Below are 24,114 nucleotides of genomic sequence, written 5' to 3' on the forward strand. Positions count from 1 at the left end.
TTGGGGGGGTGGAGCCGCGCGTTTGCTCGCGCTACCTTCCCCGCCCCCCACCCCCCCCCCCCCCCCCCCCCCCCCCGCCCCACCCCCCCCCCCCCCCCACAACCCCCCCCCCCCCCCCCTCCCTCTCCCCCCCCCCCCCCCCCGGGTCGTCGGCCCGCAGGTGGCCGTACATCTCCCGGATCAGAGAGGGGCGCTCGGTCCACAGGAACTCGAAGAAGGTGCCGGCGTAGTCGTAGAAGCGGAAGCCGTCCCCGTCGTACGTGGCGTGCAGCAGCTGGTTCACGGTCATGCGCGGCTTGCCGCCGGAGGTGTCGTCGATGATGCCCTGGACCAGGGCCTTACGCACCTTGATGCCGTTGTCGCGGGTGGCGCCGTCGAAGATCAGGACAGTTGAGAAGCCTGGTGCCCCCGCACGAACGATGCGCGGGACACCAGGCTCTCCTGGCTCAGTTCTTGCCGGTGACCGAGGCCCCGGTCACCGGCCGCTCCGGGCCGGCAGTTGGCCGCAGTCGCCGCCGGCGCACTTGCTCAGCCAGTCGGCGAAGTCGGCGTCGTACTTGGTGCCGATGGTGTCGCGGAGCAGCCTGTGGGCCGCGTCGTACTCGCCTGCGCGGTAGTGGCCGAGCAGGGTGGCCACGTCCTCGGGGTGCGACTGGAGCATGTAGCGGACGCCCAGGTAGCCCCACTGGTAGATACGGGTGGTGTCGGCGTTGTCGTAGGTGGTCCCGAAGAGCTGGCTGAGCTTGTAGGTGTTCTTGCCCGCCTCCTCGATCGCCCTGTCGTAGGTGATGCCGCGGTACGAGTAGGAGACGTACTCGGCGAAACCCTCGATCCACATCACGGTCGGGGTGGTCTGCCCGGCTGCGAAGTCGCCGTACATGTCGTAGCGGCCGTCGAGGTAGTGGGTGTACTCGTGGTTGAGGTTCCAGATCTGGAAGGCGTCGTCCTGGGCCGGCTGCTCGTAGGCGATGAAGCGCGGCTGGTTGCCCTCAGCGGCCGGGTCGCCCTCCAGGTACATGCCGCCGTTGTTGGTGTCGATGCCGAAGACGACACCGGCGTAGGTCTTGTAGTCGGTGCTGGAGTTGAAGGCGACGATCTCGATGCTGGTGTTGTTGTCGTCCTTGACCGGGCCGTTGTCCTTGACGATGTTGTGGAAGACCGGGTCCTGCTTGAGGACGCTGTCGCACGTGGCCGAGAGTTCGGACGCGCTCAGCTCCTGTGCGAGGATCTTCGCGCTCGGACCGCATGCGTGCTTGACCGTCAGCACGGCGTCGCGCACGCGGTTCTGCAGGTCACAGGTGTCGTACTCGGCGCAGTTCTCCTTGTCGTACTCGTCCGTCATCTCGGCGAGGCCGACCCAGAGCGGGGCGGTGCGTCCAGTGATCTCGCTGCGGCCGAGCAGCTCCTTGACCAACGGCTTGACGGTGTCCTTGAGGTCGGCTTGCTGCAGGAAGCGGCCGAGTTCGCGTCCGGCGTTGCTGGCCAGGTAGGACTTGTCGGTGCCGAGCAGATCGTCGTGGGCGACGGCGAAGTCACGTAGTCCGGTGAGGACGCTCGGGTCGGCCTTCACGGCTTCCACGAACTCCGGCAGCTGGTGGCCGCGGAAGAGCACGGTGTAGGTGTTGTTGACCGCCGCGAGCATCCCGTAGAACTGGTCGTACGACGAGTTGTAGTCCTTCTGCAGACGCTTGACCACGTCGAGGTAACGGGCGTTCTCTTCGGAGCTGTCGATCAGGGTGACCGTCTCGGCCAGGGTTTCTCCGTTGGCCTCGGTGACGTCGAAGGCGTGGGACGAGCCGAAGAAGGCATCCAGGGCGCCCTGAATGGCGCTCTTCAGCGTCGGGCCGTATTCGCCGACGTTCTCCGGCTGGTTGTACTGGATGTAGTAGCCGGCGCGCAGGTACAACACCACCTGGGTTGCGAAGGTGCTGTTGTCCCCCGGGTAGTTGGTCGCGACATCCTTGAGCGCGTTCGCCACCGTGATCATCTGCTCTTCACGGAAGAGGGCCTTGGAGTCCTGACCGGCCACGCTGAACAGCGTGTTGATGCAGGTGGTTTCCGACTGCTTGATCTGCTCGACCAGGGCAGCGCCGGTCTTCGAGGTGAAGTCGCTGATGTTGCAGTCCGCCGCGGCCTTCGCCGCAGAGCGGGCCTGCTTGCGCTCTGCGGCGTTCTGGGCCGCGGGGAGCGGAGGGCGTTGCGCGGCGTTCGAGGTCTTCGTGGCCGATCGCGCGGGGTCGGCGGCGTGTCCGGGTGCGAGATCGGCGGCAAGCACGGTGGCGGAGGCGGGCTGTGGGGCGGGGGCCGACCTCGGTGTGGGCTTGGGTGCCCCGGCGCCGGCCGGGGCCGCCGCGCCATTGGGAGCGAGCATGGTGAGCCCCAGGCCGGCGGCGGCCACGGTAGGTATCAGCAGTTGTCCGAGTTTCCTGAGTGTGGGGGGTCTGCGCATAGCGATGGCCTCCAGGCCGGTCGGCAGCCGTGCGTGGGGCACGGCGGTGGGGGTGCGGACCGTGATGGCAACGGAAGTTGAGCGCTCCGGAGCTGTCATGCCCACGGAAAGTGTGACCGTACAATTTCACAGTTCACATGGCAGTGAAAGAGGGCTGCGCGCAACAGAAGAAAGTGACGAGTCGTCAGAATGGGATCCTGTCGGTGGCCTTGAGATACCCGGACGGAAATACGTGATAGCTGGGCATGCTCATGCCGGTTTCGAGGGGTGACCGTCGTCCCTGAGGTGAGCCGGTGCCCCTCCATCCCCACTCTGGTGCGCGGATTCCGCCTCGGACCGCGCGGGTGGCGCGGGCGACCAATCCCGGTGGCACGACGGCGACATGGATACGGGGCCGGCTGGACGGGCCGTGGAGCAAGGTGATCTCACGGCGGGCTGTGGCACCAGTGCGGTCGAGGTCAACCGCCTCGTCACTTGGGCCGAGTTCCCGTGGTGATCTCCTGCTGCTGCCTTCGGGTTCAGAGAGTTGAGGGCGGCACCACCGGCGGCCGGGCTGCGGCCCGGTGCCGCTCCCGCCAGCGCGCGTACACCGGGCCGGCGGCGCAGGTGGACAGGTAACCATCGGCGACCCGGCGCAGGATCTCGGTGCCGCAGGCCGCGAGCGGGCCCTCGTGGTGCCAGGCCAGAATGTGCCGGTACCACAAGGGGTTTTCGGCCAGAGGGCGGACTGCGACGCCGGGCACCTCGATGAACGTGGCCTGGCAGAGGCTGACGGCCAGGCCCGCCCTGACGATCTCGATCAACTGCCGCCCCTCCGCCTCGTAAGGAGCGAACGGAGCGCGGTCCGTCAGGGCGCAGACGGAAGCCCAGTACTCGCGGGTCCGGTCGCCGTCGGGCCGGGGAACCGCCCAGTCCTCGTCCAGGAGCTCGGGCAGCGGGACCTCGTCCCGCGCGGCAAGCGGGTGGGTCGCCGGCAGGAGGGCGAAGACCGGCTCCGTGACGATCGGGTGGAGCGCCACGCCCTCGCGCTGCGGCAGCTCCTGGTCCGGGTGGTCACCGAGCACCGCCGCTTCCAGCCGGCCCGCGGCGAGGTCGTCGAGCAGGGCGACGGGCGAGTACTGGCAGCGGGCGGTCAGGTGGGCTTCGGGCAGCAAGGCCTTGACGGCCAGGAGGAGATGACCGAGCAGCGGAGCGCCGACCGAGCCGACACGGATCCGGTCCGCGGCCGACAGGCGGCGGGCGGCCCGTGCCGTGTCGGCGAGGAGCCCGTCGATGCCCGGCAGGACGGCGCGGGCCCGCCCGATGACGAGCTCGCCGAAGGGCGTGGGGACGGTGCCCTCCTGCCGTCGGTCGAACAGGGTGCCGCCCAGCATGGCTTCGATACGGCGCAGTTGGGCGCTGAGCCCCGGCTGCGTCATGCGGAGCGCGGCGGCAGCGCGGGTGAGGCTCGCCGCCTCGGCGATCGCGCACACGACCCGCAGGTGCCGTATCTCCAGATCCATGGCGCGGATGTTATGGACCGGCGACAGCTTTCGGACAGAGTCGTGCGCCAGCAGTCTTATGTGAAATGTCACACGCCATTCATGGAAAGGTAGTGATCGCGTGAGTCCCCCACATCTCTCGTCGACCACCCGGTCGGCTCTTCTTCCGCTGCTGCTCGCCGCCCTGCTCCCGCTCCTCCACCTCGCCACCCCTCCCGCCCGGGCTGCGACGCCCGCGGACAGCACGTCGGCCTGTGCGCTGCGCGGCACCACCGGCTGGACGGACGAAGGGCAGAACACGGACTATTCCGTGTTCAAGCGCCCGTCGGGGACCATCAAAGTCGCCATGATCTTCGTGGACTTCCCCGATGCCCCCGCCACCGAATCCCCTGCCGAGGACGCGGCACAGATCTCACCCGGTGCGGACTGGCTGTGGAACGCCTCGTACGGCAAGGCCTGGCTGGCCATCACCCAGCACCAGCACTGGGTGAGGATGCCGCACAACTCGACCGATTACGGATACGCGCGCGGGCTGTCGCACGAGGATCACGAGGCGTACGTCAAGGACGCGGTCACAGCGGCCGACCCGTACGTGGACTTCTCGCAGTACGACATGGTCTACGCCGTGGCTACGAGGAACGCGTCGGCCGTCTCCTTCACCCCCACCTATGTGTACGACCCCGGAACAGCGGGTGTCGTCGCCGACGGCAGCCGGATCAAGTGGGCGGTGACCTTCGGCCAGGACATGTGGCACTGGGGCAAGAAGCTGGTCGCCCATGAGACCGGCCACACCTTCGGCCTGCCCGACCTGTACGCCTTCGCCGCGGGTACCGATGCCCACCGCTTCGTGGGCGGATGGGATGTGATGGGCCTGATCGGAGGGGCGGGGCCGCAGTACCTCGCCTGGCACTCCTGGAAGCTCGGCTGGACCGAGGACGATCAGGTCGTCTGCCGGGCCTCGGCAGGCAGCGACACCGTGTATCTCACCGCCGTCGAATACGGATCCGGCACCAAGATGGCGGTCGTACGCACCGGCCCCACGACCGCGTACGTCGTCGAATCGAGGCGGGGCGTTCAGGCGGACACGGCCGTCTGCTCCACCGGTGCGCTGATCTACCGGATCGACACCTCCGTGCAAACCGGTGAAGGGCCGGTCCGGGTCATGGACGCCAAGCCGAGTACCACGCCGGCCTCCGGCTGCCGCCCGCTGGACGACGCCCCGTACTGGGCCGGTGAGTCGTTCACCGACACCGCGGCCGGCGTCCGGATCGACGTACTGGGCGCCGACGGGTACGGCGAGACCGTGCGGATCACCAAGTCGTAGCGCAACACGGACGGCTGTGCCCCGGCTCCTCGGCGGGAGCCGGGGCACAGCCGTGCTCAGCGCGGGCCGGGCACCCGCTCAGGCCGCTTCGGGGAAGTGGCAGGCCACTTGCCGCGCCGCGACCGGCACCGTGTTCCCCAGCGACGGTGCCTCGGTACGGCAGATCTCCCGGGCCTTGGGACAGCGCGGGTGGAAGGTGCAGCCGGGAGGGGGCGAGGCCGGGCTGGGCGGGTCCCCGAGCAGGGTGATCCGTTCTCGGGACCGCTCGGCGGCCGGGTCGGGCAGCGGTACGGCGGACAGCAGCGCGCGAGTGTACGGGTGGGCCGGGGCGGCGTAGACCTGGTCCTTGGGGCCGATCTCGACGATCCGGCCCAGGTACATCACGGCGACCCGGTCACACACCCGCTTGACGACCGACAGGTCGTGGGCGATGAAGAGGTAGGCCAGGCCGAGTTCGCCCTGGAGCCGCTCCATCAGGTTGACGATCTGGGCCTGGACGGACACGTCGAGCGCGGAGACCGGCTCGTCGGCGACGACCAGCCGGGGGCCCGTGGCCAGTGCGCGGGCAATGCCGATGCGCTGGGCCTGACCGCCGGAGAACTCGTGGGGATAGCGGTCGATGTGCTCGGGGATGAGCCCCACCAGCTCCATCAGCTCGGCCACGCGCGTACGGGCGTCCGCCGCCGAACTGCCCTGTACGAGCATCGGGTCGGAGATGATCCGTGCCACCGTCTGACGGGGGTTGAGGGAGGAGTGCGGGTCCTGGAAGACCATCTGCAGGTCCTTGCGCAGCGGCTTGAGTTCCCGCTGTGAAAGGTGGCTGATGTCGCGTCCGTCGTAGGTGACGGAACCGGTGGTGGGTTCCAGGAGCCGGACGATCATGCGGCCGGTGGTGGACTTGCCGCAGCCGGACTCCCCCACCAGTCCCAGCGTCTCGCCCGCCGCCACATCGAAGGTGATGCCGTCGACGGCCCGGACCGGGGCGGATCGACGTCGCCCGGGGAACGTCATCGTCAAATCCCGTACGGACAACAGTGGTTCTGTGGACGTCATGAAGCCATGCCTTCGTACGCGGGGAAGTGGCAGGCGGCCGGATGCCCGGCCGGGCCGTCGAGGAGCGGCAGCACCGTCTCGCAGCGGGAGCGCTCCTCGGCACAGCTGCGGGCGAGCCTGGGACAGCGTGGCGCGAACGCGCAGCCGGGAGCTGGCGTGAGCAGGGACGGCGGGGTGCCGGGGATCGCCCGCAGCGGTTCGTCGTCGCTGTCGTCGAGGCGCGGCAGGGAGTCGAGCAGGCCGCGGGTGTAGGGGTGGGCCGGCGCTGTGAACAGGCTGTCCACGGCGGCCCTTTCGACAGCCCTGCCCCCGTACATCACCAGCACCTCGTGGGCAACGCGGGCGACCACGCCCAGATCGTGCGTGATCATGATGACGGCCAGCCCCCGCTCCTGCTGGATCCGTGCGATCAGCTCCAGGATCTGCGCCTGGACGGTGACGTCCAGGGCCGTGGTCGGCTCGTCCGCGATCAGCAGCTCGGGTTCGCAGGCCAACGCCATCGCGATCATCACGCGCTGGCGCATGCCGCCGGAGAACTGGTGCGGGTACTCACGCGCCCGGCGTCCGGGCTCGGGGATGCCGACCTCGGCCAGTGCCTCCACGGCCCGTTCACGGGCGGCCCTTCTGCCGCTGCCGAAGTGCACGCGGTGGTGCTCGGCTATCTGTTCGCCCACGGTGTAGTAGGGATGAAGGCTGGAGAGCGGGTCCTGGAAGATCATCGCCATCCTGCGGCCGCGCAACCGGTTCAGCTCGCGTTCCGGCAGAGCGCTCAGCTCCCGGCCGCCCAGGGTGATGGAGCCGGTGACCGAGGCGTCGGTGTGCAGGCCCATCACCGCCAGGGAGGTGACGGACTTGCCGGAACCGGACTCTCCGACGATGCCGAGCGTCTCTCCGCGCCGCACCTCGAAGCCGAGGCCGTCCACGGCCCGCACCGGACCGCGAGTGGTGGAGAAGGTGACCGTCAGGTCCCGTACCGACAGCACGGGTTCGAGGGCGCCCATCAATACCTCACTCGCGGGTCGACGACGGCGTACAGCAGGTCGACGGCCAGGTTGGCGACGACGATGAAGGTGGCGGCGAGCAGCGTGACGCCGAGGATGACCGGCTGATCGCCGGTCGACAGCGCTCCGTAGAAGAGCCGTCCGATGCCGGGGATCCCGAAGATGGACTCGGTGATCACCGCGCCCGCGAGCAGCCCGCCCAGGTCCATCCCGAAGAGGGTGAGGACGGGCGTCATCCCGGCCCGCAGCCCGTGCTTGACCACGACCGTCCGGCGCGGCAGACCCTTGGCGCGGGCGGTGCGGATGTACGGCTCCGCCATCGTCTCGATCATCGAACTGCGGCTCTGGCGCGCGTACATGGCCGCGTACAGGATGGCCAGGGCCAGCCAGGGCAGCAGCAGGTTCGAGGCCCAGTGGAGGGGGTCGGAGGTGAACTCCACGTACTGCGGGTAGGGGAGGAGGCCTGCTGTTCGGATCAGCCCGTAGATGAGCATCATCGAGGTGAAGTAGACGGGCAGGGAGGCGGCGGCGACCGCACCGACCATCAGGGCACGGTCGGTGTACGTGTCCTTGCGCAGGGCGGCGGTGACTCCGGCGGTCAGACCGAGGAACAGCCAGATCACCGCGGCACCCAGGGCGAGCGAGGCGGAGACCGGGAGCCGGTCCGTCAGCAGGTCCCACACGCCTTGGCTGTTCTCGTACGAGTAGCCCAGGCACGGGAAGTCGCAGTGCAGCGCGTACTGGCCGCTGCCCATGGTGCGGCCGGTGAAGATGCCGGTGACGAAGTCCGCGAACTGCCGCCACAGTGGCTGGTCCAGCCCCATGTGGGCGCGGATCGCCTCCAGACGCTCGGCGCTGCACGACTTGCCGCAGGCCGCGGCGGCCGGGTCCGAGGGCAGGACGTAGAAGATGGTGAAGGTAACGGCCGCGATGGCGATCAGGACGCCGATGACGCCGGGTAGCCGACGGCCGAGGTAGACGATCACGTGCGGCTTCCCCTCGGGTCGAGGACGTCGCGCAGCGCGTCGCCGAGCAGTGTGAACGCGAGCACGGTGAGGAACAGACAGAGGCTCGGGATGACGAAGTACATCGGATCGGTGTCGTAGAAGGCGACGCTCTCGGCGATCATCTGCCCCCACGAGGGCGTGGGCGGGCGGACGCCGACACCCAGGTAGCTCAGGGCCGCCTCGGTGGCGATCATCCCCGGGACGATCAGCGTGGTGTACGCGATGACGGGCCCGGCGACGCCCGGGAGGATGGACCGGCCGATGATCCGCCAGGGCCCCGATCCGGCGACGCGCGCCGCGTCCACGTACTCGCGGTGCCGCAGCGAGAGCGTCTGGCCGCGCACGACGCGGGCGATGCCCGGCCAGCCGAACAGGCCGATCACGGCGGTCATCAGGACCACCCGGTTGACGTCCCTGGCCACGGACATCATCGCGATCATGAAGATGAGGGACGGGAAGGACATGGTGAGGTCCATCAGGCGGGACAGCACTGCGTCGGTACGGCCGCCGAAGTAGCCGGCCGCGATCCCGGCCACCGTCCCCGCGATGACGACGATCGCGGTGGCGGCGAAGGCGATGAGCAGGGAGATCCGGGCGCCGTGCACGACACGGGCGAACAGGTCCCGGCCCGTGACGGGTTCGACGCCGAGCCAGTGCTCGGCCGAAACACCACCGAGCGGACCGATGGGCTGTCCGCCCAGGTAGGGGTCGACGGCCGACTTGTCGAACTCCTCGGGGGACCAGCCGCCCAGCGCGCTGAGCGCGGGGGCGGCCACCGCCATGACCGCGAACAGCGCGACCACGACGAGGGAGACCTTCACAGAGGGGCGACGGCGCAGTTCCGCGCGGGCGAGCTGCCAGGGGCTGCTGCCCACCGGAACGGAGACGGTGGAAGCCATGAGATGACGCGCCTTCAGTTGGCGCTCTTGGAGGGGTCCTTGAGGCCGACCGTGGCGTAGTCGATCTGGCCGCCGAAGGAGGTGTGGCCGAAGGCGCCCGCGACGTTGGTGCCGAGCAGGAGGGGCATGCGCTCGATGACGGCGGGTGCCGCGGGGGCCTTGGCGAGGATCTGTCCGTCCAGCTCACGCCATGCCTTGCCCGCCTGCTCGGCATCGGTCATGGCGGCGATCTCGTCCATCCGCTTCATGGTCGCCTCGTCGCGGAAGAGCGAGTGATTGCCGGAGTTCCCCTTCTCCTTGATGTAGCGGCCGTCGAAGACGAAGGGCAGGAAGGTGGAGCCGGAGGGGTAGTCGGGGCACCAGCCGGTGTAGACCAGGTCGGTGCGGTTCTTGGTGTCGCCGATGGTGTCGTAGAAGGCGGACGGGTCCACCGTCTCGATGGTGACCTTGATCCCGGCCCGGCCGAGGGACTGCTGGATCGCCTCGCCGACCCCCTTGTCGCCGTTGGAGACGGTGATGCTGGTGGAGAAGCCGTCCGGCTTGCCCGCCTCCTTCAGCAGCTGCTTCGCCTTCTCCGCGTCACCGGTTGCGGGGATCTTCAGCGTGTCGGGCTGACTGCCGCCGAAGAGCGGGCCCGGCATGTAGGCGGAGGCCACGTCGTTGAGGGCCGGCCCGCCGGAGGCGGTCAGGATGCCCTCGCGGTCCAGGGCGTACTGCACGGCTTGACGCACCTTGACGTTGTCGAACGGCGCACGGCCGGTGTGCATCTGCACCATCTCGGTGCAGTTGGTGGACTCGGCGAGCAGCCGCTTTCTGACGTCGTCCTCGGTCAGCACCTTGGGGGTGCTCTCGGGGCGCAGCTTGCCCCAGGGCACAGCGGAGGCGTCCTGCCCCTGGCCGGCGATGAGCCGGTCGTCGATCTGGTTGGCCTTGAGCCCCATCACCACGACCACCCTGTCCGGATACGCCTTGCGCACGGTGTCGGTTCCCGGGTCCCACTGGGTGTTGCGGACCAGCACGAGCTGCTTGTCGCGGTCGTACGACTCGATCTTGTAAGGACCCGACGAGAACGGGCGGTTGTCGTACTGAGGCCCCTTGTCCTTCGCCTTCGGCACCGGGGCGAAGGTGGGCAGGACCGTCGCGTAGGGGAACTCGGCGAAGGGCTTGCGCAGTTCGAAGACGATCGTGTGCTCGTCAGGGGTCTTGATGGAGTCGAGGTGCTTGCCCTGGGCCGTGCCCTGGTAGCCCTCCGCGCCCGCGAGGTAGCGGGCCGCGTAGTCCGGGCCGCCGGGCAGGTCGGGGGAGAAGGACCGCTCCACGTTGTACTTGATGTCCTGAGCCCTGATCGGCGAGCCGTCCTCGTACTTCAGGCCCTTCTTGAGCTTGAAGGTCCACGTCTTGGCTCCGTTGGAGGAGACACCGAGATCCTCGGCGAGGTCGGGGACCAGCTCCCCGCCCTTGGCGCCCGGTTCCGCCTTGTACGTGACGAGGGTGCGGTAGAGCAGCCGGGTTCCGAAGTCCATGTCGCCCATCACCCAGTTACGGGCCGGGTCGAGGTGGGTGAAGTCCTGGTTGGAGAGGACGGTGAGGGTGCCGCCCTGCTTCGGCGTCCCGCCAACCACATGGCCGTTGTTGGTCGTTGCCGGGTTCTTGCCGTTACGGGCGCCGCTCGCCGCCGTTCCGCCGGAGCAGCCGGCCATGCCGAGGGTGAGGGTCGCCACCAGCGCTGTGGCGAGAGCGGTACAGGTGCGCTTGTCCATGAGTGGTCACTCCGGAAGCAGTCGGACAGCCCAGGGCGGCTGGAATGTGACCTGTAACATAGTAATGTGAAATTGCACTGCCAAGGGGTCGGGTGCCTCGTTATCTATCCGTGTCCGGGGAGGTCTGCCGCTGCGGTCTGGCGAGATGCTGTGCAATGTGAAATATTACTGCCGCGCTCACGCTTCGGGGCTGCCCACACACCCTCGTGAAATGTCACATACCGTAGAGAGGTTGCGCTGACATGACCGACACCACCTGGAACAGCACCCGCCCCTGGCGCGGCATCATGGTGGCCACCACCCTGCCCCTGCGGGAGGACCTGTCCGTCGACTACGACGCCTACGCCGACCACGTCCGCCGGCTGCTCGACAACGGCTGCGACGGCGTCGTGCCCAACGGCTCACTCGGCGAGTACCAGACCCTCACCGACGAGGAGCGTGCCCGCGTGGTGCGGACCGCGGTCGAAGTGGCGGGCGGCGCACGGGTCATGCCCGGCGTCTCCGCCTACGGCAGCGCCGAAGCCCGGCGCTGGGCGGAACAGGCGGCCGGGGAAGGCTGTGGCTCGGTGCTCCTCCTGCCCCCGAACGCCTACCGGGCCGACGAGTCGGCCGTGCGTGCCCACTACGCCGAGGTCGCCCGGGCAGGGGTGCCGGTCGTCGCGTACAACAACCCCATCGACACGAAGGTCGATCTCACCCCCGGCACGCTGGCACGGCTGCACCAGGACGGCAGTGTCGTCGCCGTGAAGGAGTTCACCGGTGACGTCCGGAGGGCGTACGAGATCGCCGAACTCGCCCCGGAACTGGATCTGCTGATCGGTGCCGACGACGTCCTGCTCGAGCTCGCCGTCGCCGGTGCCGTCGGATGGATCGCCGGGTACCCCAACGCGTTCCCCGCCAGCTGCTCCACGCTGTACCACGCCGCCGTCGCCGGCGATCTGGCCACGGCGCTCCCGCTCTACAAGTCCCTGCACTCCTTGCTGCGCTGGGACTCCAAGACGGAGTTCGTCCAGTCCATCAAGCTGTCCATGGACATCGTCGGACGGCCGGGCGGGCCCACCCGCCCGCCGCGCTTCCCGCTCACCGGGGAGACCGAGGCGGGAGTGCGGGCCGCCACCGAAAAGGCCGTCGCCGACGGCCACCGCTGACCACTCCGCCCGCTGACCGCAGGAAGCCCGTGCGTACGCGCCATGTCTTCCCTGCGGTCGACTCACACACCGAGGGGACGCCTACGCGCGAGATCACCGGCACCGCCCCGTACTTCCTCGACCCGGACGACCCCTTCCCCGGAGGTTTCCTCCTGTGACCACCACCGAATCCCTCATCACCTCACGCAATCCGGCCGACCCGTCCGACGTGCTCCTTCAGATTCCGGCGCCCGGCGCCTTCGCGGCGGCCGACGCCGTGGACCGGGCACGCGCCGCCCAGCCGGAGTGGCTGCTCGGCGGGGCGGCCGCCCGCTCGGCCGTTCTCGGGTCGGTCGCCGACGCCATTGATGCCGCGGAGACCGAGCTGACCGCGCTCGCCGTCCGGGAGGTGGGCAAGCCCCTTGCCGAAGCCCGCGCCGAGGTCGCGCGCACGGCGGCGATCTGGCGCTACTACGCCCAGGCCGCGTACGAGCCCGTCGGCGAGGTCCACGAGACCGCCGCGGGCCCAGGTCTGCTGCTCACCCGCCGTCGGCCGCACGGCGTGGCCGGACTGATTACGCCCTGGAACTTTCCCTTCGCCATTCCGAGCTGGAAGGCCGCACCGGCACTCGCGGCCGGGAACGCGGTCGTCCTCAAACCCGCCCCCGAAGCCACCGCCTGTGCCGGGCGCCTGGCCGAGATCGTCCAGCAGGCCCTGCCGGCAGGGGTGTTCACCGTTCTGCCCGGCGGGGCGACGGAGGGCAACGCGCTCGTCTCCTCCGCCGATGTGGTCTCCTTCACCGGGTCGACCGCCGTGGGACGGGCCGTCGCACGAGGCGCCACGGCCCGAGGGGTTCCGGTCCAGGCCGAGATGGGCGGTCTGAACGCGGCGATCGTCCTGCCCGACGCCGACATCGAGCAGGCAGCGGCCCATATCGCCACCGCGATCGCCGGGTACGCGGGCCAGAAGTGCACCGCCACCAGCCGTGTCATCGCGGTGGGCGCCGCCCTGGAGCCCCTGCGCGACGCACTCGCCGAGGCGCTGCGGACCGTACAGGTCGGCGATCCGTCCGATGCGGCGACCGTGAGCGGGCCGCTCATCAACCAGTACGCCCGCGATCAGGTCTGCGACGCCTGGCACGGACTGAGCACACCGGCCGGCGGCACCGTGCCCGACGGCCCCGGCTGGTACGCGGCGCCGACCCTTGTCGAGAAGGTCCCCCCAGGACACCGCCTGCTGAGCGAAGAGGTCTTCGGACCCGTAGCCGCGCTGCTGCCCGCCGAGGACGTGACCCGCGCGGTGCAGATCACCAACTCCGTGCCGTACGGCCTGGTCACGTCGGTCCACACCGCCGATCTGAACACGGCCCTGTGCGGACTCGACCGGCTCGACACCGGAATGATCAGGATCAACGCACCGTCCACCGGCGTCGACTTCCACGTGCCGTTCGGAGGCACCAAGGCATCCAGCCACGGGCCGCGCGAACAGGGCCGGGCGGCACTGGGGTTCTACACCTCCAGCCGGACTTACACACTGTCACCTGCGAAGCGCTCGGCCTGAAGCGGCACGAACCCCATAACACGGTGCTATGTCCGAGTGAGAGTTCCTCGGGACGGGGTCGTTGATTCACGCTACTTATGCAATGTCACACGTCACCTGGCGCTTGCGTGCTGTGAAAGGGACCCATGAACCCGGCGTACGCCACGACCGATCACTTCTTCACCGTCCCGCTGGACCACTCCCTTCCGAGCGGCCCGACCATCCAGGTGTTCGCTCGCGAAGTCGTCGACCCCGCCCGCACCGGTGAACGACTGCCGTGGCTGCTCTATCTGCAGGGCGGCCCCGGCGGCAAGGCACCGCGTCCTTCGGCAGGCTCGCCGGGGTGGCTGGCTCAGGCGCTCAAGACCCACCGGGTGCTGCTCCTCGACCAGCGCGGCACCGGCCGCTCCACCCCGGTCACCGCTCGCACGGCCTCCCGGTTCGAATCACCCGCCCGACTGGCCGCGTATCTGGCCTGCTTCCGTGCCGACGCCATCGTGGCCGACGCGGAACTGATCCGTCGCCGTCTGTGCGGCGACGCGCCCTGGGAGACGCTCGGCCAGAGCTACGGCGGCTTCATCACCCTCACCTACCTCTCCCAGGCCCCAGAAGGTCTGCGGGCCTGCTACGTCACCGGCGGCCTGCCCGGTCTCACCGCGACCGCCGATCACGTGTACGCCCGCACGTACCCCCGGGTGCGGGAGCGGGTCCTCGACTTCTACGCCCGCTACCCGGACGACGCGCCTCGACTCCGCAAGATCGCCGATCTCCTCGCGGCCGAGGACATCCGGCTGCCGGGAGGGGACCGCCTCACCACCCGCCGCCTGCGCACGCTCGGCCTCGCCCTCGGCATGGGTGACGGCTTCGAACGGATCCACTGGCTGCTCGACGAATCCCTGGAGGACTCGGGCGGCGAGTTGACGGACACCTTCCTCCACCAGGTGGAGGATCTGACCGGGTTCGCCGGCAACCCGCTGTTCGCCGTCATGCAGGAGACGCTGTACGGGCAAGGGGCCGGTCCGACCGGCTGGGCGGCCTCCCGGGCACTCGCCGGCTTTCCCGAGTTCGCCGAGGAGGCGGACCCTTTCCTGCTCACCGGGGAGATGATCTACCCCTGGATGTTCCGGGAGATCAAGGGTCTGCGCTCTTTCGCGGACGCTGCGGACCTCCTGGCCCGGCGCAGCGATTGGCCCCCGCTCTACGACCCTCGCCGCCTGGCCGCCAACCAGGTCCCCCTTGCCGCGGTCGTCTACCACGACGACATGTACGTCGACGCGGATCTCTCCTTGCGCACGGCGCGCGAGGTCGGTGCCACCCGTGCCTGGGTCACCAACGAGTGGGAGCACGACGGCGTCACCGCCTCCGGCGGCCGCGTACTCGCCCGCCTGATGGACATGGCCGCGGGCCGCGCGTAACTCCCTGGCTCCTCGCGCTCCCCCCTTCCCTCCCCTTCTCTTCCCCTCCCCTTCCCCCTCTCTTCCCCTTCCCCATCCCTTCCTTCCCCTGCCACCGCCTCCGACGGGAGAGTCATGCCTGTCCTGCCGACCCGCCTGCGTCCCTACACCGCGGCCTTCGCTCTCGCCGCCTCGTGTCTTGCCGCCTCCACCCCGGCCAACGCGGCCACCTCAGCCCCTCTCCCCGCTTCCCCCGCCGCCCCCGCTTCCCCCGCCGCCCCCGCTGCCCCCGCTGCCGATTGCGCGCTACCCGGCAGGACCGGCTGGACCGACGAAGGCCACGACACCGACCGCACCCAGTTCCAGCCCTCCACAGGAACCCGGCGTGTGCTGACGCTGTTCGTGGACTTCCCCGACGCCGAGGCCACCGACTCCACGGATGCCTACGCCGCCCAACTGGCCCCGGCCGCCGACTGGATGCACACGGCCAGCTACGGCCGCTCCCGTCTCGACGTCACCTCGCTGCATCGCTGGATCCGTATGCCGGCGAATTCGGACTCGTACGGATTCGCACGCGGCCTCACCTTCGAGACCCACGAGAAGTACGTACGCGACGCGATCGTGGCCGCCGACCCGTACGCGGACTTCTCCCGCTACGACATGGTCTACGTCGTCCCCACCAGGGTGGCGTCCGCGATCTCTTTCTCCCCGACCTACCTCTACGACCCCACCGCGTCCGGCGTGACCGCCGACGGCACCCGCCTCAAGTGGGCTGTGACGTTCGGCCAGGACATGTGGCGCTGGGGCCCCAAGGTCGTCGCCCACGAGACCGGCCACACCTTCGGCCTCCCCGACCTGTACTCCTTCACCGGCGCCACCCACCAGTACGTCGGCGGCTGGGACGTCATGGGCAACATCGCCGGCCACGCCCCTCAGTACCTGGGCTGGCACTCCTGGAAGCTGGGCTGGACCCGCGACGACCAGGTCGCCTGCCTGCCCGACCGCGGACACCGCACCGTACGGCTGACTCCCGTGGAGCGACCCGGCGGTACCAAGATCGCCGTACTGCGCATCAGCGAGACGACGGCGTACGTCGCGGAGTCCCGCCGGGCCGAGGGCAACGACCGGCAGGCGTGCTCGGCCGGAGTCCTCATCTACAAGGTCGACTCCGCGACCCGGACCGGCGAGGGGCCGGTCCGGGTCATGAACGGCAGCCGGTCCGAGTCGCCGCGCACCGGCTGCAGCGGACTCGACCTGGCGGCATTCACGCCCGGCCAGACCTTCACGGACCCGGACGGCGGCGGCGTCCGTATCGACGTTCTCGCGGGCGGCAGAGCGGGGGATGTGGTGCGGCTCCGCATGTCGTAGGCCATGTGGCCGGGAGCCGATCCCGCCCACCCGTTGCGGTTCCCGGGCGTTCAGGAGCGCGCCCGGGAACCATCGCTTTCGTCTGCCGGCCCGTTTCCCCCGGAAGGCTTCGTCCTTCTCAGTCGAGGACGCGCCGCAGATAGGACTGCGGGTCGTCGAGATAGCGGCGCCAGTGGTCGACCAGGGCGAGATCGCGCCAGGCCACCCGGCGCATCCCGTGTTCGCCGACCTCGACGATGTCCGCGCCCGGCAGTGCGGTGAGCAGTGGCGAGTGCGTGGCGCAGATGACCTGACCGCCGTTCTTCACCAACTGGTCGAGATGACCGATCAGTTCAAGGCAGGAGGAAAACGAAAGCGCCGCCTCCGGCTCGTCCATCACATACAGGCCGGGCTGCAGGAACTTCCCTCGAAACGCCGCGAGGAAGCCCTCACCATGACTGACCGAATCCGGTGCGAACCCTTCCCGGTCCAACGCGTCCAGCGCCGTCTCGGCGCGCAGGAAGAACCCCTTGCGGGCGGACCAGCTGCTGAGCATGCGCCGGCCGCGCGGTGCCGCATCGAAGCGGATCCGCTCACCCAGCACCGACTTGGCGCGATGGCTGGCATAGCGCCAGTCGTGCGAGCCACCCCAGGAATCCAGGCCGAAGCCTTCCGCAAGGGCCTCGACCAGAGTCGACTTGCCCGAGCCGTTCTCACCGACGAGAAAGGTCACCGGCGCGGAGAAGCGCAGTCCGTCCGTGAGGAGTTCGCGCACACAAGGCACGGACCAGGGCCATTCCCCTTCTTCGTACGAGGCCACGTGTGCGTACGCATGCTCGACGATCATGCGTCGAGTCTCCCACAGCGCGCGTCAAGGAGGCGCATGGCGGTGTCACTGAGGTTGTCGTTGGACGTCCAGCCTGAGATGTTCGTACCGTCGACGGCCGCGTACAGCGTCATTCGAGCACCTGCCGTACGGGCTCAGCTGCCGTCCGGGCCGTGGCGGGACCGCGAGCGGAAAGTGCGGCGGTAGGTGTCCGGAGCCACACCGACAGTGCGGTTGAAGTGTCGGCGCAGCGTCGTGGCGGTGCCCATTCCGGTGGATGCCGCGATGGCGTCCACACTGTCGTCGGTAGTCTCCAGCAACTCCTGGGCGTAGCGAATCCGTTGGGTCAGCAGCCACTGCAGCGGGGTGGTGCCCGTCGCCGCCCTGAAGTGGCGGCCGAGGTTGCGCGAGCTCATCCGTGCCTGGCGTGCCAGGTCCTCCACGGTCAGCGGGTGGTCAAGGCGTTGGATCACCCAGGGGAACAGCGCGGCGATCGGGTGGGTGCCCTGGGCGGGCACCGGGGCGGTGACGAACTGGGCCTGGCCGCCGGCCCGGTGCGGCGGCACGACCAGGCGGCGGGCGGCGGCGTTGGCGATCGACGAGCCGTGGTCGAGGCGGACGAGGTGCAGGCACAGATCCATCGCGGCGGCCTTGCCGGCGGAGGTGAGCACACTGCCGTTGTCCACGTAGAGCACGTCCGGGTCGACGTCCACCTCGGGGTAGCGGTCGGCCAGGGCCCCGGTGTGCGCCCAGTGGGTGGTCGCGCGCTTCCCGTCCAGCAGTCCGGCGGCGGCCAGCACGAACGCGCCCGTGCACAGGGAGGCCACGCGCGCGCCGGCTTCGTGGGCCGCGCGCACCGCGTCGACCAGGTCGGCAGGCGGGTCCTCGTCCACATTCGCCCAGGCGGGGACGATCACGGTGTCGGCGCGCCGGAGCCGGTCGAGCCCGTGGTGGGGATCCACCCGGAACAGGCCGACCTGCACGGCGTCTGACCCGCAGACGGCGACGTCGTACCAGGGGACGGTCACCGCTGCCGGGGCGGAGCCGAACACCTCGTAAGCCAAGGACAGTTCGAGGTGCAGCATCCCGTCGGTGACGGCCAGCGCGACAGTTCCCATGTCCGGAATTGTACGTGTCATGTCGTTCCGGACACTCGCGCCGGGACGCCCGCCCTCGCAAGGATGTCCTCAGTGGATCATTCGAGCACGGGGAGAACTCATGGGATCGGGGCGTACGGTGGCGGTGTTCGGCGCGTACGGGCACACCGGACGGTTCGTGGTGGCACAGCTACGGGAACGCGGGTTCGTCCCGGTTCTCTCCGGCCGGAACGCCGACAAGCTGCAGGCGCTGGCGGCGTCTGATCCCGGGCTCGAAGCCCGGACGGCGTCGGTCGACGACGCGACCTCGCTCGACCGCGCATTCGCGGGTGCGGCGGCTGTGATCAACTGTGCAGGTCCCTTCGCCACGACAGCCGCCCCTGTGATCGAGGCGGCGCTGCGCGCCGGAATCCCGTATGTGGATGTGGCAGCCGAAGTCGAGGCCAACGTCGATACGTTCGCGCACTTCTCGGAACGCGCACGCGCCACGGGAGCGGTGATCGTCCCCGCGATGGCCTTCTACGGCGGTCTCGGCGACCTGCTGGCCACTGCGGCGATGGGCGACTGGGAGACGGCCGACGAGGCGCACATCGCGTACGGGCTGAGCAGTTGGCACCCCACAACCGGGACGCGTGCCGCGGGCGCGGTCTCCCGGCAACGGCGGAACGGGCAACGGGTCCGCTACACGAACGGGCGGCTGGAGTACCGTCATGACGACCCGCCCATCCTGGAGTGGCCCTTCCCCGACCCGATGGGCACCCGTGCCGTCATCGGGGAGTTCACGATGGCCGACGCGGTCACCATCCCCAGCCATCTGTCCATCCCTGAGGTACGCACGTACATGACGACCGAGGCGGCCAGGGACTTGTCGGGCCCGGACACGCCGACGCCGGCTGTGGTCGACGAGCGTGGGCGGTCCGCGCAAACCTTCCTCGTCGACGTCGTCGTGCGGTCCGGCGGTACCGAACGGCGCGCCGTCGCGAGGGGCCAGGACATCTACGCTGTCAGCGCGCCGCTCGCGGTGGAGGCGGTTGACCGCATCCTCACGGGGCGGACCAGGACGGTCGGTGTCGCCTCCGCCGGCGAGATCTTCGACGCGCCCGACTTTCTCCGCGCGCTGTCCACGCATATTTCCCTCGAGTTGCTCCAGTAGCGGACAGACCGTCTGCACGGTGCGCCGGGCTGCTGCGGTTGCGGTGAGAGTTTCGCTGCGAAGGCTGTTGTCAGGCCGTGGTCTTCGTCCATGGCTTTCCTGGTCGGGTCAGTCGGCGCGTTCATAGTGGTATCCGTCGCCGTGGGCGGGTCCGACGTTGTGGCGGATGCCGGTCGGGTCGTCGAGGATGAAGTAGGAGGGGGCGGAGTCCGCGCAGACGGAGGGGCTGGAGCGCGCCTCGTCCACTTCGGCAGTGCCGACGTTGATGCGCGCGCCACTGTCCGCCACTGAGACCAGGTCGGCCACCTGCTCGCAGTGTGCTCCGCCCGCATCCGTGACGAGGGTGACCGCGTGTCGGCCGGGCACGGCCCGGTAGATGGTCACCTTCTGCGGTTGCGGAGCGTACGGGGATGTGAGGGACCAGGTGCCGGCGAACTGCGCCGGAACCCGGTTGTCGGACGTGCCGGAGCCGGGGTCCGGGTTGCCGCCGCTGCCACTGCCGGGAGGGGGCGTGGTGACGCCGCCGGGCGAGCCACCGCCGTCGGAGGCCGGGGCGCCGCCGGAGGAGTTGGTGCCGGTGCCAGTGCCGCTGCCGCTGCCGCTGCCGCTGCCGGACGAGGACGAGCCATTCCCGCCCTCGCGGCCGTCCCCGCCGTTGTGCGTGTCCCCGTCCCCGTCCCCGTCCTCGTCCTCGCCCTGGTGCTGTCCTTGTCCTTTGTCGGCGGGGTCCTTGGACCGTGAAGGCATGGCGTGCGGGGCGGAGTCGGTGGGCCGGGGCGCGACGGTGCGGTGGTCGCCGGGGGCAGCCCCTTGCCTGCCGCCGTGGCGGTCGAGAAGGGGGACGGCGGTGCCGGTGACCACTACGGCGATGGCGACAACCCCGATGCCCAAGGTTCTGCGTTGGCGGATGTGGGTGGGGCCGGGGGCCGTTGTGGCTCCGGCAGGGGCGGAAGGGGGAGCCTTGGCCGCCGGTGCCGGCTCGGGTGCGGGTTCCGGTGCCACCCGTTCCGGCGTCGGCGCCTCGGGCTCCTCGGAAGCCGCCGGCTTCGGTCGTAAATCAACTGTGGCGATGTCGGCTGCCGCCGGAGCCGCCGGAGCCGCCGGTTCGGGTGCCGGACTCGGCCCCCGCCCCGCAGTGGATGGTGCCTCCGCGTCGAGAAGCCTTGCCGCCTGCTGCGCAATACGGGTGACGAGCCCCGGGGGCAGCCAGGCCCCGCTCGCCGGCTCCGAAGACCTCGGCCGCGCAGGGTCCGCCAACAGCGTTTCCACACCTGGGCGTTCGACGGCTGCCTTCGTCAGACAGCGGGCGATCAGGGCGCGTAGCGGCGCGTCCTCGACCGTTGCCAGATCCGGCTCGGACTCGACGATCCGGTACATCACCGCGTGCTGGTTGCTCGCGCCGCGTCCGAACGGCAGCCGCCCGGTCGCCGCGTACATCAGCACACAGCCGAGCGCGAAGACATCGGCGGTGGGCCCGGTCTCCTCGCCGAGGATCTGTTCGGGCGCCATGAACCCGGGCGAGCCGATGACCATTCCCGTACTGGTCAGCAGGGACTCCACAGAGGTCTGCAGGGCGCGTGCGATACCGAAGTCGATCACCCGTGGGCCCTCGACGGTGAGCAGCACATTGGACGGCTTCAGATCGCGGTGCACGATCCCGGCACCGTGGATGCCCTGGAGCGCCCGCAACAGCCCGTCGGCCAGCGCATACACGGAGGCGGTGGGCAACGGACCGTACTCTCTGAGGACCTGGTCCAACGACGGCCCCGGCACATAACCGGTGGCCACCCAGGGGCGCTCGGCCTCCGGGTCCGCGTCGAGCACGGGCGCGGTGAAGTGCTCGCCGACGCGTCGAGCCGCCGCGATCTCCCGGCGGAAGCGCGCCCGGAACTCCTGGTTCGAGACGTGCTCCTCGTGCACCACCTTCACGGCCACCGTGCGACCGCCCTCGGAACGGGCCAGATAGACCCGGCCCATCCCCCCGGAGCCGAGCCGGCCGAGCAGCGTGTAGGGGCCGACCCGGAGCGGGTCGCCGGGCGACAGCGGCTGGATGCCCCCGGGGCCGCCGTCCCGCTCGTCGCCATGGTCACTGCTCATGCCGCTTCGATCTCCCCCACGGTGACGGTTCGTGCCCCTGTGTGGTCACGCGAACTCGGTCCGGAACACATCGGCTTCGCTTCCAGGTGGCGAGCGGCTTGTCCGCATCGTCCGGGTCCCACTGGTCACTCCTCACGGTGGTCATCTCCGCACAGGCAGCAGTGGCAGCCGGTGGCGCAGCTGCACGTTCCCAGGTCCAGTGTGCGCGACTGGACGTCGCCATTGAAGCACTTTTCTAGAACGATCTTCTAGTTGTGCTCTACAGTGCCCGGCATGGAGGACAACTTCACGACGGTGGTGACAGGCGGCAACCGGGGCATCGGCTACGCGGTGGCCGCCGAACTGTTGCAACGGGACTGCCGGGTTGTGCTCGTCACCCGGGACCGGGAACGAGGGGAGCGGGCGGCCGCGGCACTGGGCGGCTCCGTCGACCTGGTGATCGGCGATCTGTCCGCGCTCTCCGATGTGCGGTCGGTGGCCGACGAACTACTGCGGCGGTATGAGCAGATCGACGTGCTGGTGCACAACGCCGGCGTGTGGCCCTCGCGGTTGGTACGCACCCCGGAGGGGTTCGAGTACGCATTCGCCGTGAATCATCTGGCGCCGTTTCTGCTCAACCACCTGCTGGAGAGGCGATTCCTGGAGAACCGGACCAGGGTCGTCCAAGTCAGTGCCGGTCTGTACGTCAAGGGGCGACTCGATGCGGACCGGACACCGGTGGGCGCCGACTTCCACCGGATGCGTACCTACTGCACCACCAAACTCGCCAACCTCCTCATGATCCCGCTGTTCGCCGGTCGTTGGCGGGGAACGGGCGTGAGCATCGACGCGATACACCCGGGCGTGATCAGGACCGGCCTCGGAGACCCCGGGGGAGTGGTGGGCGTTCTTCTGAAGGCGATGAAGCGGTCCTGGGCCACCCCTGAGCAGGGTGCCGCCCCGGTCGTCCGGCTCGCCCTCGAACCCGGTGACGCCTCCGGTCGCTACTTCGACGCCGACCGGCAGGTCCCCCTCGACCCCCTCGCGGCGGACCAGACCCTGGCGCAGCGGGTGTGGGAACAGGCCGAGACGCTGACAAGGGTGCGTGGTGTCGCCTGAACCGTGGCCAGGCGGGTCAGTCCGGTCGTAGGGATCGCCAGATCCGGTCGGGAAGGATCCGCGCGGCTTGGGCGAGGTCGATGTCGTACGTGCTGGACAGCCAGCGACGCGCGGTCTCGGCAACCGGTCCGATCACCAGGGCCTCGATCAGGGGTTCGGGGGTGGGCAGGATCTCGCCTGCTTCGATCCGCGGCCGCATCCAGTCCACGATGCCTCCCAGCATGACGGCCTTGGCGGCGCGGATCCGGTCGGCGTGAGCCGCGAGATAGCCGGAGTACGCGGAGGCATGGATGAAGAGCGCGGCGTCGGGCCGCTCCTCGGTGAAGCGCAGATAGGCCCTGACGAGCGCGGCCACACCGGTGCGGGCGGTGCGGGTGCGGGTCACGGCACCGGTCAACTCGTCGAACAGCTCCTCCATGCACCGGGTGTAAAGGCCCGCAGCGAGACCATCGAAGCTGCCGAAATGGTGGTAGAGGCTGCCGAGGCTGACGCCGCTGGCTTCGGTGACCGCGTTCACCGTGAACCCCTGCTGGCCCGATGAGGCGTACACCTGGAGGGCGGCAGTCAAGAGACGGTCGACGGTTGCCTCGCCGCGCTGTTGCTTAGGAGACATGGCTCGATCCCGTTGACGTCATGGCAGACAGCCTAATGCAACAGAAATAGAGGGAATTACTAGAAGAACGCACTACTACCGCCTACGCACCGTGTCAGGGCCCGGTGAAATAGTTCGCGTCCTTGGGGCGCGCGGCGTCATGGTTGGCGGAACGGGGGGCTGGTTCCAGGTGGGGTATGTACTTGGAACAGTGGATGTATGCCTCTTCGACGCTGATCTGGACCCACATCTCAGGGCTCCGACCAGGCGCGACGGCGGTGGGCAGGCCGGGATGCAGGGAGCGTAGGCCCGCGTCGCTGCAGAGCCGGGCTGTGCCGTTGACATGAAGTCCCACGTGGTGGTGCGTGAAGTCCACGAAAAGCATGCCGAGGTGGGGGTTCTCCGTCATGTTTCCGGCGCTGGCGAGCACACCGTTCCCGCGGAACTCGGGGTACGCGAGCGTGTGGTCGTCGATCACGTGGACAAATCCCGGCGGCCCGGCGCGGAAGCTGGCATCGCATTCTCCATGGGAGTCGGCGGTGGCCAGGAAGACCATTGCCTGGCGGCCGATGAAGTCCCGCATCTCGGGTGTGAGGCCGGGGCGTACCTGTTGGTCGTAGAACCGGGCGGCGCGGTCGGCCGTACCCAGTTGCTGCTGCAGCCGGTGTTCACCTGCTGATCCGAAGGGCGGCGCGGGGAAGGTCACAGTGCGTTCTCCTGGCAGGACGGGCCGGCGCGTGGCTCAGGGAAAGGACAGGACGGGCGTCTCGAACGGGTCGTGATGGATGCGGTCGGGCGAGGTGCCGCCCAATGTGAGTGTCTCAGTGGCGGCGACGACCATCGGGGCCGGGTCGCTGAGACAGACGTCG

General features: G+C 69.5%; 20 protein-coding genes and 1 pseudogene. 8 read left to right on the plus strand and 13 right to left on the minus strand.

Features of this window, described 5'->3' with window-relative positions; genetic code table 11:
- Positions 1–136 precede the first annotated feature (136 nt).
- The 3 genes and pseudogenes from AC0699_RS27410 to AC0699_RS27420 all read right to left on the minus strand — a co-directional run.
- Positions 137–385 (minus strand): annotated as a pseudogene (locus AC0699_RS27410) (collagenase); the annotation flags it as partial.
- 90 nt (positions 386–475) lie between these two features.
- Positions 476–2,449: a collagenase gene (locus tag AC0699_RS27415; protein ID WP_478665391.1), complete on the minus strand. Its 1,974-nt coding sequence runs from the start codon at positions 2,447–2,449 to the stop codon at positions 476–478.
- 518 nt (positions 2,450–2,967) lie between these two features.
- Positions 2,968–3,951 carry a LysR family transcriptional regulator gene (locus AC0699_RS27420; protein ID WP_478665208.1) on the minus strand — a complete coding sequence of 328 codons (984 nt, stop codon included), beginning with the start codon at positions 3,949–3,951 and terminating at the stop codon, positions 2,968–2,970.
- A 100-nt stretch (positions 3,952–4,051) separates the two neighbouring features.
- Here AC0699_RS27420 and AC0699_RS27425 point away from each other — a divergent pair, with 100 nt between their 5' ends.
- Complete coding sequence (locus AC0699_RS27425) at positions 4,052–5,254, plus strand: M6 family metalloprotease domain-containing protein (RefSeq protein WP_478665211.1); 1,203 nt, start codon at positions 4,052–4,054, stop codon at positions 5,252–5,254.
- A gap of 78 nt (positions 5,255–5,332) precedes the next feature.
- Here the strand turns inward: AC0699_RS27425 and AC0699_RS27430 are convergent, their stop codons facing one another.
- Genes AC0699_RS27430 through AC0699_RS27450 form a run of 5 tightly spaced genes read right to left on the minus strand, consistent with a single transcriptional unit; the run spans position 5,333 to position 10,974 of the window.
- Positions 5,333–6,307, minus strand: coding sequence for an ABC transporter ATP-binding protein (locus AC0699_RS27430; RefSeq protein ID WP_478665213.1), 975 nt, complete (start codon positions 6,305–6,307; stop codon positions 5,333–5,335).
- Positions 6,304–7,308, minus strand: a complete 1,005-nt coding sequence (locus AC0699_RS27435; protein ID WP_478665214.1) for an ABC transporter ATP-binding protein — start codon at positions 7,306–7,308, stop codon at positions 6,304–6,306. The genes AC0699_RS27430 and AC0699_RS27435 overlap by 4 nt, the downstream gene beginning before the upstream one ends.
- On the minus strand, positions 7,308–8,294 hold the full coding sequence (locus tag AC0699_RS27440) for an ABC transporter permease (RefSeq protein ID WP_478665217.1): 987 nt from the start codon (positions 8,292–8,294) through the stop codon (positions 7,308–7,310). Before AC0699_RS27440 ends, AC0699_RS27435 begins: the two co-directional genes overlap by 1 nt.
- Entirely contained in the window at positions 8,291–9,214 is a 924-nt protein-coding gene (locus tag AC0699_RS27445) for an ABC transporter permease (protein ID WP_478665221.1), read from the minus strand. Before AC0699_RS27445 ends, AC0699_RS27440 begins: the two co-directional genes overlap by 4 nt.
- Before the next feature lie 14 nt (positions 9,215–9,228).
- Complete coding sequence (locus AC0699_RS27450) at positions 9,229–10,974, minus strand: ABC transporter substrate-binding protein (protein WP_478665224.1); 1,746 nt, start codon at positions 10,972–10,974, stop codon at positions 9,229–9,231.
- A 242-nt stretch (positions 10,975–11,216) separates the two neighbouring features.
- Between AC0699_RS27450 and AC0699_RS27455 the strand changes: the two genes are divergently transcribed.
- The 5 genes from AC0699_RS27455 (at position 11,217) to AC0699_RS27475 (ending at position 16,403) form a co-directional block, all read left to right on the plus strand.
- Entirely contained in the window at positions 11,217–12,122 is a 906-nt protein-coding gene (locus AC0699_RS27455; protein ID WP_478665225.1) for a dihydrodipicolinate synthase family protein, read from the plus strand.
- 29 nt (positions 12,123–12,151) lie between these two features.
- Positions 12,152–12,280 (plus strand): hypothetical protein, encoded by a 129-nt coding sequence (locus tag AC0699_RS27460; protein ID WP_478665227.1) that lies wholly within the window; start codon positions 12,152–12,154, stop codon positions 12,278–12,280.
- The gene (locus AC0699_RS27465) at positions 12,277–13,662 is read left to right on the plus strand and encodes an aldehyde dehydrogenase family protein (RefSeq protein ID WP_478665229.1); all 1,386 of its coding nucleotides are present in this window, start codon (positions 12,277–12,279) and stop codon (positions 13,660–13,662) included. Before AC0699_RS27460 ends, AC0699_RS27465 begins: the two co-directional genes overlap by 4 nt.
- A gap of 125 nt (positions 13,663–13,787) precedes the next feature.
- On the plus strand, positions 13,788–15,056 hold the full coding sequence (locus AC0699_RS27470; RefSeq protein WP_478665230.1) for an alpha/beta fold hydrolase: 1,269 nt from the start codon (positions 13,788–13,790) through the stop codon (positions 15,054–15,056).
- Positions 15,057–15,170: 114 nt separating this feature from the next.
- A complete protein-coding gene (locus AC0699_RS27475; protein ID WP_478665233.1) occupies positions 15,171–16,403 on the plus strand; it encodes a M6 family metalloprotease domain-containing protein in 1,233 nt (410 codons plus the stop codon).
- Positions 16,404–16,521: 118 nt separating this feature from the next.
- Here AC0699_RS27475 and AC0699_RS27480 read toward each other — a convergent pair whose 3' ends face one another.
- A complete protein-coding gene (locus AC0699_RS27480; RefSeq protein ID WP_478665236.1) occupies positions 16,522–17,229 on the minus strand; it encodes an AAA family ATPase in 708 nt (235 codons plus the stop codon).
- Positions 17,230–17,363: 134 nt separating this feature from the next.
- The gene (locus AC0699_RS27485) at positions 17,364–18,326 is read right to left on the minus strand and encodes a helix-turn-helix domain-containing protein (RefSeq protein ID WP_478665239.1); all 963 of its coding nucleotides are present in this window, start codon (positions 18,324–18,326) and stop codon (positions 17,364–17,366) included.
- Between the two features lie 100 nt (positions 18,327–18,426).
- Between AC0699_RS27485 and AC0699_RS27490 the strand changes: the two genes are divergently transcribed.
- On the plus strand, positions 18,427–19,458 hold the full coding sequence (locus AC0699_RS27490) for a saccharopine dehydrogenase family protein (protein ID WP_478665242.1): 1,032 nt from the start codon (positions 18,427–18,429) through the stop codon (positions 19,456–19,458).
- A 108-nt stretch (positions 19,459–19,566) separates the two neighbouring features.
- Here AC0699_RS27490 and AC0699_RS27495 read toward each other — a convergent pair whose 3' ends face one another.
- Positions 19,567–21,555 carry a serine/threonine-protein kinase gene (locus AC0699_RS27495; protein ID WP_478665245.1) on the minus strand — a complete coding sequence of 663 codons (1,989 nt, stop codon included), beginning with the start codon at positions 21,553–21,555 and terminating at the stop codon, positions 19,567–19,569.
- A gap of 273 nt (positions 21,556–21,828) precedes the next feature.
- Here AC0699_RS27495 and AC0699_RS27500 point away from each other — a divergent pair, with 273 nt between their 5' ends.
- Positions 21,829–22,653 carry an SDR family NAD(P)-dependent oxidoreductase gene (locus AC0699_RS27500; protein WP_478665247.1) on the plus strand — a complete coding sequence of 275 codons (825 nt, stop codon included), beginning with the start codon at positions 21,829–21,831 and terminating at the stop codon, positions 22,651–22,653.
- 16 nt (positions 22,654–22,669) lie between these two features.
- On the opposite strand, the gene AC0699_RS27505 is transcribed toward AC0699_RS27500, so the two are convergent.
- Both AC0699_RS27505 and AC0699_RS27510 read right to left on the minus strand, forming a co-directional pair.
- Positions 22,670–23,266: a TetR/AcrR family transcriptional regulator gene (locus tag AC0699_RS27505; protein ID WP_478665250.1), complete on the minus strand. Its 597-nt coding sequence runs from the start codon at positions 23,264–23,266 to the stop codon at positions 22,670–22,672.
- A gap of 94 nt (positions 23,267–23,360) precedes the next feature.
- Positions 23,361–23,951 carry a pyridoxamine 5'-phosphate oxidase family protein gene (locus AC0699_RS27510; protein ID WP_478665251.1) on the minus strand — a complete coding sequence of 197 codons (591 nt, stop codon included), beginning with the start codon at positions 23,949–23,951 and terminating at the stop codon, positions 23,361–23,363.
- Between the last annotated feature and the right edge of the window lie 163 nt (positions 23,952–24,114).

This window comes from Streptomyces sp. NPDC043870, from assembly GCF_056435785.1.